This is a genomic window from Streptomyces sp. NPDC036984 (assembly GCF_055607665.1).
In genome coordinates this window covers 1-5,821 of sequence record NZ_JBVJRL010000055.1, presented here as the reverse complement: position 1 = coordinate 5,821, position 5,821 = coordinate 1, and the positions used below count along the sequence as shown (strand labels likewise).

The 5,821-nt window shown below is 69.7% G+C and carries 8 protein-coding genes and 1 pseudogene; 8 read left to right on the top strand and 1 reads right to left on the bottom strand.

Features of this window, described 5'->3' with window-relative positions; translation table 11 throughout:
- Positions 1-662, top strand: a 662-nt coding sequence (locus ACZ7DL_RS38755; protein WP_470781728.1) for a GntR family transcriptional regulator, incomplete at its 5' end; no start/stop codon positions are given.
- Positions 663-688: 26 nt separating this feature from the next.
- On the opposite strand, the gene ACZ7DL_RS38750 is transcribed toward ACZ7DL_RS38755, so the two are convergent.
- Positions 689-1,057: a hypothetical protein gene (locus ACZ7DL_RS38750; RefSeq protein ID WP_470781726.1), complete on the bottom strand. Its 369-nt coding sequence runs from the start codon at positions 1,055-1,057 to the stop codon at positions 689-691.
- A 192-nt stretch (positions 1,058-1,249) separates the two neighbouring features.
- Between ACZ7DL_RS38750 and ACZ7DL_RS38745 the strand changes: the two are divergent.
- The 7 genes and pseudogenes from ACZ7DL_RS38745 to ACZ7DL_RS38715 all read left to right on the top strand — a co-directional run.
- A pseudogene (locus ACZ7DL_RS38745) lies at positions 1,250-1,605 on the top strand (SCO3933 family regulatory protein).
- A complete protein-coding gene (locus ACZ7DL_RS38740) occupies positions 1,605-2,981 on the top strand; it encodes an FtsK/SpoIIIE domain-containing protein (RefSeq protein ID WP_470781725.1) in 1,377 nt (458 codons plus the stop codon). The pseudogene ACZ7DL_RS38745 and the gene ACZ7DL_RS38740 overlap by 1 nt, the downstream one beginning before the upstream one ends.
- Before the next feature lie 83 nt (positions 2,982-3,064).
- The gene (locus ACZ7DL_RS38735; protein ID WP_470781723.1) at positions 3,065-3,733 is read left to right on the top strand and encodes a DUF2637 domain-containing protein; all 669 of its coding nucleotides are present in this window, start codon (positions 3,065-3,067) and stop codon (positions 3,731-3,733) included.
- An 11-nt stretch (positions 3,734-3,744) separates the two neighbouring features.
- On the top strand, positions 3,745-3,936 hold the full coding sequence (locus tag ACZ7DL_RS38730; RefSeq protein WP_020274974.1) for a mobile element transfer protein: 192 nt from the start codon (positions 3,745-3,747) through the stop codon (positions 3,934-3,936).
- A gap of 14 nt (positions 3,937-3,950) precedes the next feature.
- The gene (locus ACZ7DL_RS38725) at positions 3,951-4,145 is read left to right on the top strand and encodes a hypothetical protein (RefSeq protein WP_452897887.1); all 195 of its coding nucleotides are present in this window, start codon (positions 3,951-3,953) and stop codon (positions 4,143-4,145) included.
- Positions 4,146-4,170: 25 nt separating this feature from the next.
- Complete coding sequence (locus ACZ7DL_RS38720; RefSeq protein ID WP_470781722.1) at positions 4,171-4,416, top strand: SpdD protein; 246 nt, start codon at positions 4,171-4,173, stop codon at positions 4,414-4,416.
- 158 nt (positions 4,417-4,574) lie between these two features.
- A partial coding sequence (locus ACZ7DL_RS38715; RefSeq protein WP_470781730.1) for a replication initiator occupies positions 4,575-5,821 on the top strand: 1,247 nt, incomplete at its 3' end.

Below are 5,821 nucleotides of genomic sequence, written 5' to 3'. Positions count from 1 at the left end.
TGCCCTCCGAGGCCGAACTTGTCGAGCATTACGGGGTTTCCCGAATGACGGTTCGAAACTCCTTCTCTGTCCTCCAGGGCGAGGGCCTGGTCCACGCCGAGCACGGCAAGGGCGTCTTCGTGCGACCACGGCCGCCTGTACGACGGCTCGCCTCTGACCGGTTCGCCCGGCGCCACCGCGAGCAGGGGAAGTCGGCGTTCATCGTGGAAGCCGACGCAGCCGGCAGTCACCCGCAGGTGGACAGCCTCGAGGTCAAGGAGGAGAAGGCCAGCCAGGACGTCTCCACCCGGCTCGGGTCCGTGCGACGGGTGCTGGCCCGGCGTCGCCGGTATCTGCTGGACGGGCGGCCGGTGGAGTTCGCCACCTCGTACCTGCCCCTCGACATCGCACGGGGCACACCGATCGCCGAGCCCAACCCCGGGCCCGGCGGCATCTACGCACGCCTCGAGGAGCTGGGGCACCGCCTCGACCACTTCGAGGAAGAGATCCGCGCCCGGATGCCCTCGCCCGACGAGGTGCGCACGCTGCGGCTGGCCTCCGGCGTGCCGGTCATTCACCTGATCCGCACCGCGTTCGACCAGGAGGGGCGGGCCGTGGAGGTCTGCGACACAGTCATGGCGGCCGACGCGTACGTCCTGTCGTACCAGCTGCCAGCGACGTGAGCGCGAGGAAAGGAGCGGGATCAGCGCTATGCGGTGATCGCTGCGGTGCCCTCGGCGGAGGGCGGCTCGAACATCGAGCTGATGTCGTTCCACATGAAGTCCTCGCGCCATTCCGATGTGCCAGTCGCCCAACCGAGCAGCGCTCGAAGCACCTTCTCCTGCGAGACGGTCTGAGTCTGGTAGTGCTTCGTAGCAACGCCGTCCCGGTACTCAAGCTGGTACGTGTTGTTCTCGCGCAACAGGACCTGGATGTACCAGTCGCCAACGACGTCCGCGTCCTGTCGTTCAACGACCATGTGCTCGTTGCCGCGCCCCAGGTTCGCCAGCATGCGGCCTATCGCCGGTTTCGAGGGGCGTTTGACCCTGTGCCCGCGGGCGTCCGTCGCAATCAGCATGCTCGGATCCTGCCTCATGGCTCTGACAGCGGAGACTTGAAGCGGTGGTACATGGCTCCTTCTTCAACTCGTACACCTCAAGAGGCTTACTCGTATAGACGAGTGGGCAAGTTGTGTGGCAAGGTGGTTGCCGTTCCGGGAGATCGGGTTCGAACGCTGCATCTTGTATAGACGAGTAGATGGGAAGAAGCCTTGCGCACCATCCGTGTAGAGACCTCCGCCGCAACGATCCTGCTGACCGAGGCGCCCGAGCCCAAGGCCGCGACCGGCAGACGGGTGAGATCGCCAAGGACGCCACCAGCGGAGAGGCCCTGATGACGATCGGCGTCGTCTACCTGGAGGACGGTGAGTCGTCGCTGATCAAGGTCACCGTTCCGGAGAGCGGAGTGTCCGAAGGGCTCACGCTCGGGGCTCCGGTCTCGCTGCCGGGTCTGGTGGCCCGGCCGTGGGAGAGCGTCTTCAACGGGCAGCAGCGCCACGGCATCGCCTACCGCGCCGCTGCCGTGACTCCGGCCGCGTTCCCGGCCGCCACCGGGGCCGCTGCCTGATGACCGATCTCACGACACTCCTGGAGGTGGGTGGTCCTGTCGCCGCACTTGGCGGCGGGGCCGCCTACGCCCGGGCCAAGCATCCCGGGGTGTACTGGTCCACGGTCGGCCTGCCGATATCCACGGCCCGGCTCCTCAGCTCCTACGGCTCGGTCATGGAAGCCTGCGGCCTGACCGTGGCTCCGTCCCGGCTGCGGATGCTGGCAGTCAAGGCCACCGCTCGCCGAGAGGTCCGGCCCGTACCGCCGCGTCGGGGCATCATCCGCCTCACCTCGACCGGGCTGCGGCTCCGGCTCCGCCTCGCTCCGGGGCAGGAACCCGCTGACGTCGCCGCCTCGGCGGAACGGCTGCGGCATGCCTGGGGTGTTCACGCCGTGTACGTGACCACGGTCAAGCCGGGTGTGGTTGAGCTGCGGCTGGTCGGCTTCGATGTGCTGCGGCAGGTGCGGATGCCGCGCAAGGTGGACGCCGGGTTCCTTCAGGTGCCGGTGGCCCTGCGGGAGGACGCCATGCCGTTCATACGCGACTACCGCACCGTGCCCCACCAACTCACCCTCGGCGCCACACTGTCAGGCAAGTCCATGTATCTGCGGCACCTGATCGCCGGACTCGCCCCTCAGCCGGTCGCCCTGGTCGGGATCGACTGCAAGCGCGGTGTGGAGCTGGCGCCGTTCGCGTCCCGTCTCTCCGCGCTGGCGACCGAACCGGATCAGGCAGCCGACCTGCTGCCCGTGCTCGTGAAGGAAATGGAGGACCGCTACGACCTGATCAAGGTCCGGCAAGGCATCGCTCCGGAAACCCCGGCCGAAGAGATCACCTCCGACATCTGGGGACTGCCTGAGTCCGAACGCCCTGTCCCCCTCGTGCTGTTCGTGGACGAGGTAGCCGAACTCTTCCTCGTCGCCACCAGGAAGGACGAGGAACGGCGCGACGAGATGGTCACCCAACTCATTCGGCTCGCCCAACTCGGCCGCGCGGCCGGCATCTTCCTGGAGGTCTGCGGGCAGCGCTTCGGCGCCGAGCTGGGCAAGGGCGCCACCATGCTGCGGGCCCAGTTGACCGGCCGCGTCTGCCACCGAGTGAACGACGAAGCCTCCGCCAAGATGGCGCTCGGCGACATCGCCCCCGAAGCGGTCTCGGCTGCCTGTGCCGTCGCACCTGAACGCCCCGGCCTGGCCGTCGCGGGTGACACCTCCGGCGGCTGGTCGCGCATCCGCACGCCGTACCTGTCCCTCAGCGATGCGGCGGCGGCCTGCCGAGAGTCCGCACACCTGGTGCCGGACGTGCCCGCGCTCAAGCCCTTCCTGCCAGAGGTGGCCGTACGGCCGGTCGCATCTCCGGCCCCGGTCGTCGAGCCTCGCCCGGCTACCGGCTGACCCCTCCACAAACCCCGGCCGGCGTGACCGCCTCACGCCAAGTCCCTACCCCTCCCATGCCTGAATCCGGAAGGAGCCGCATCATGCGCGCCCAACTGGCCCGCGTTGACGCGGTGCTAATCCAAGCCGTCATCGCCGCCGCGCTGTCCTTCGCCCACCTGCACGACATCGCCTCGGCGGCCGGGCAGGACGGATGGAAAGCCTGGGCCTACCCGATCAGCGTCGACCTGCTGCTCGTCGCCGCTTGGCGCCGACTGCGGTCCGGGGAAGCCAAAGCGGCCGGGTGGTGCTGGTTCGTCATCGCGCTCACCGCCTCCCTCGGAGCCAACGTCGCCACCGCCGGCCTCCTCGACATGAACCACGTCCCGGCCTGGCTGCGCATCCTCGTCGCGGGCTGGCCCGCGGTCGCCCTCCTCGGCGGCACGCTCCTCGCGCACTCCGCGCCGACAACCCTCGACCAGGCCGCCGACCCCGACAAGGACAACGAAGTCCACGACCGCGCGGAGGCACCAGAACGCCATCCCGAGCCGCCTGCATACCCGTCCGCCGAACAAGCCCCGCCCCACCCGGCCGACGAGCAGGAGCCGCCCGAGCGTCCCGCCTTGCCCATACCGGCCGCCCTGGTCGCCCACGCCCGCAAGGTCGCCGCCGAACACCACACCCGCACCGGAACACCCATCGACACCCCGACCCTCCGCACCCGTCTCGGAGTGCCCGAACCCATGGCCGAAGCCATCGCCGCCCACCTCTGAAGGAGACCTGCGTGACCGCCAACCGCCGCTTCCGCAACGTCGTCCGCATCGGCCCCGTCCGGGTCGGCACGTACTACGACGGCCGGGGCCAGGAGAAGCACACCGCCGCCTGTACCGCCCCGCGCTGCGGTTTCTCCACCGACTACGACGGCCGCGCCGCCGCCGAGCTGGCCGCCCGCACCCACCGTTGTCCCGTGCGCTGAAAGGACCCTCGCCCGTGACTGTCAGCCTGCCGCTTGTCGTCATCCTCGGCTTCTTCGCCTGGGGAGCAGTCAGGTTCCTCGGCGTCCGCGTCTGGATCGTCGTCCTGATCGCCCTCTTCGGCTTCTGGCTCTCCCGCACCTTCCTCGCACCCGCCATCGAGTCCGGCACGCGCTCTGGCGTGAGCGTCATAAACGGCTCACACACCTAGACGAGTAGATAAGGAGATCGCGACCGTGTTCCTTCCGAAGTACCCCGACAGCCCGACCCCGCCGCCCGCGCACACCCACACCCCGACCGAGACGGCGCCCGTACGGCGCTCGCTCCCGTCGGTCCCCATCGATCAGAAGACCGTCGTGGCCCTGGCCGTCGGCGGGGTCGTCCTCACCGCGCTCCTGGCGGCCCTCGCCGTTACAGCGATTTCCGTTGCCGTGGCCGCCGTCGTCCTGCGCTCCATGCTCCGCGACCACCACCGCCGCTGAACCGCGCTGGCCTCCGGGGCGGCGGCACACGACCAAGCATCTCGCCGCCCCGGCGCCTGCTCCTCCCGACCGAGCCAGTCAGAAGGGGAATCGCCATCTTCACCCGCACTACTCCGGCCCCACTTCCGGAACTCGCGAACCTGGCCGCGCAGGGCACGCTGCCGGGTATCCTCCGCCAACTCTCCGGACTCGGCGGCTGCACCAACCCGATCCGCCTCGACGGTCACCGCACCGAGTACGACGTCGACACCGTGACCGGCGAGATCGGCAACGTCCTCCACCGCCTCGACTCGTCCAGCCTCCCGGCCGGACAGCTCCTCGTCCGCTGCAACAACCGCCGCACGACCCGCTGCCCGGCCTGCGCCGAGGTCTACCGCCGCGACACCTTCCACCTGATCACCTCCGGCCTGCGCGGCGGCAAGGGCACCCCCGAACACGTCGCCACCCACCCGCGCGTGTTCGCCACCTTCACTGCACCGAGCTTCGGCCCGGTCCACAACCGCCCTTCCAGCGGGCGCCCGTGCCGCTGCGGCACCCACCACGACCAGGACAACGACGCACTCGGATCCCCGCTCAACCCGGACACCTACGACTACGAAGCCGCCGTCCTTTGGAACGCCCACGCAGGTCCCCTCTGGCGACGCTTCTCCACCTACCTGCGCCGAGAGGTCGCCAAGCGCGCCGGCCTGTCCCAGCGGCGCTTTCGCGAGCACGCACGCGTGAGCTTCGCCAAGGTCGCCGAGTACCAGAAGCGCGGCGCAGTCCACTTCCACGCCGTCATCCGCATCGACGGCCCCAGCGGCGGCGACACCCCGCCCCCTGCCTGGGCAACCGCCGAGCTGCTCACGGACGCCATCCGTGCTGCGGCCGTCAAGGTCCGAGTGGACGGCCCGGTCATCGACGGCCGCACGCACACCTTCACCTTCGGTCGCCAACTCGACGTCCGCACCATCCGCTCGGCCGACTTCAACGACGGCCAGGAACTGACCGAACGGGCAGTTGCCGCCTATATCGCCAAGTACGCCACCAAGGGTGCGGAGACCGCGACGGGAGCTCTGGACCGGCCGCTCAAGTTCGCCGCCGAACTCGCCCAGCTCGACATCAGCGACCACGCCCGCCGCATGATCCGAACCGCATGGTTCCTCGGCGCACGCAAGGACCTCGAACACCTCCGCCTGCGCGCTTGGGCCCACATGCTCGGCTTCCGCGGCCACTTCTCCACCAAGTCCCGCCGCTACTCCACCACCCTCGGCGCCCTCCGCGACGCCCGCGCCGAATGGCGCCGCGCACAAGCGCCCACGGCCGCTCGCCAGGACGGCGAAACCACGCTCGTCCTCGCCCACTGGGCCTTCGCCGGAACCGGCCTGAGTAACGGCGAGGCCTGGCTCGCTGCATCCCTCGAACC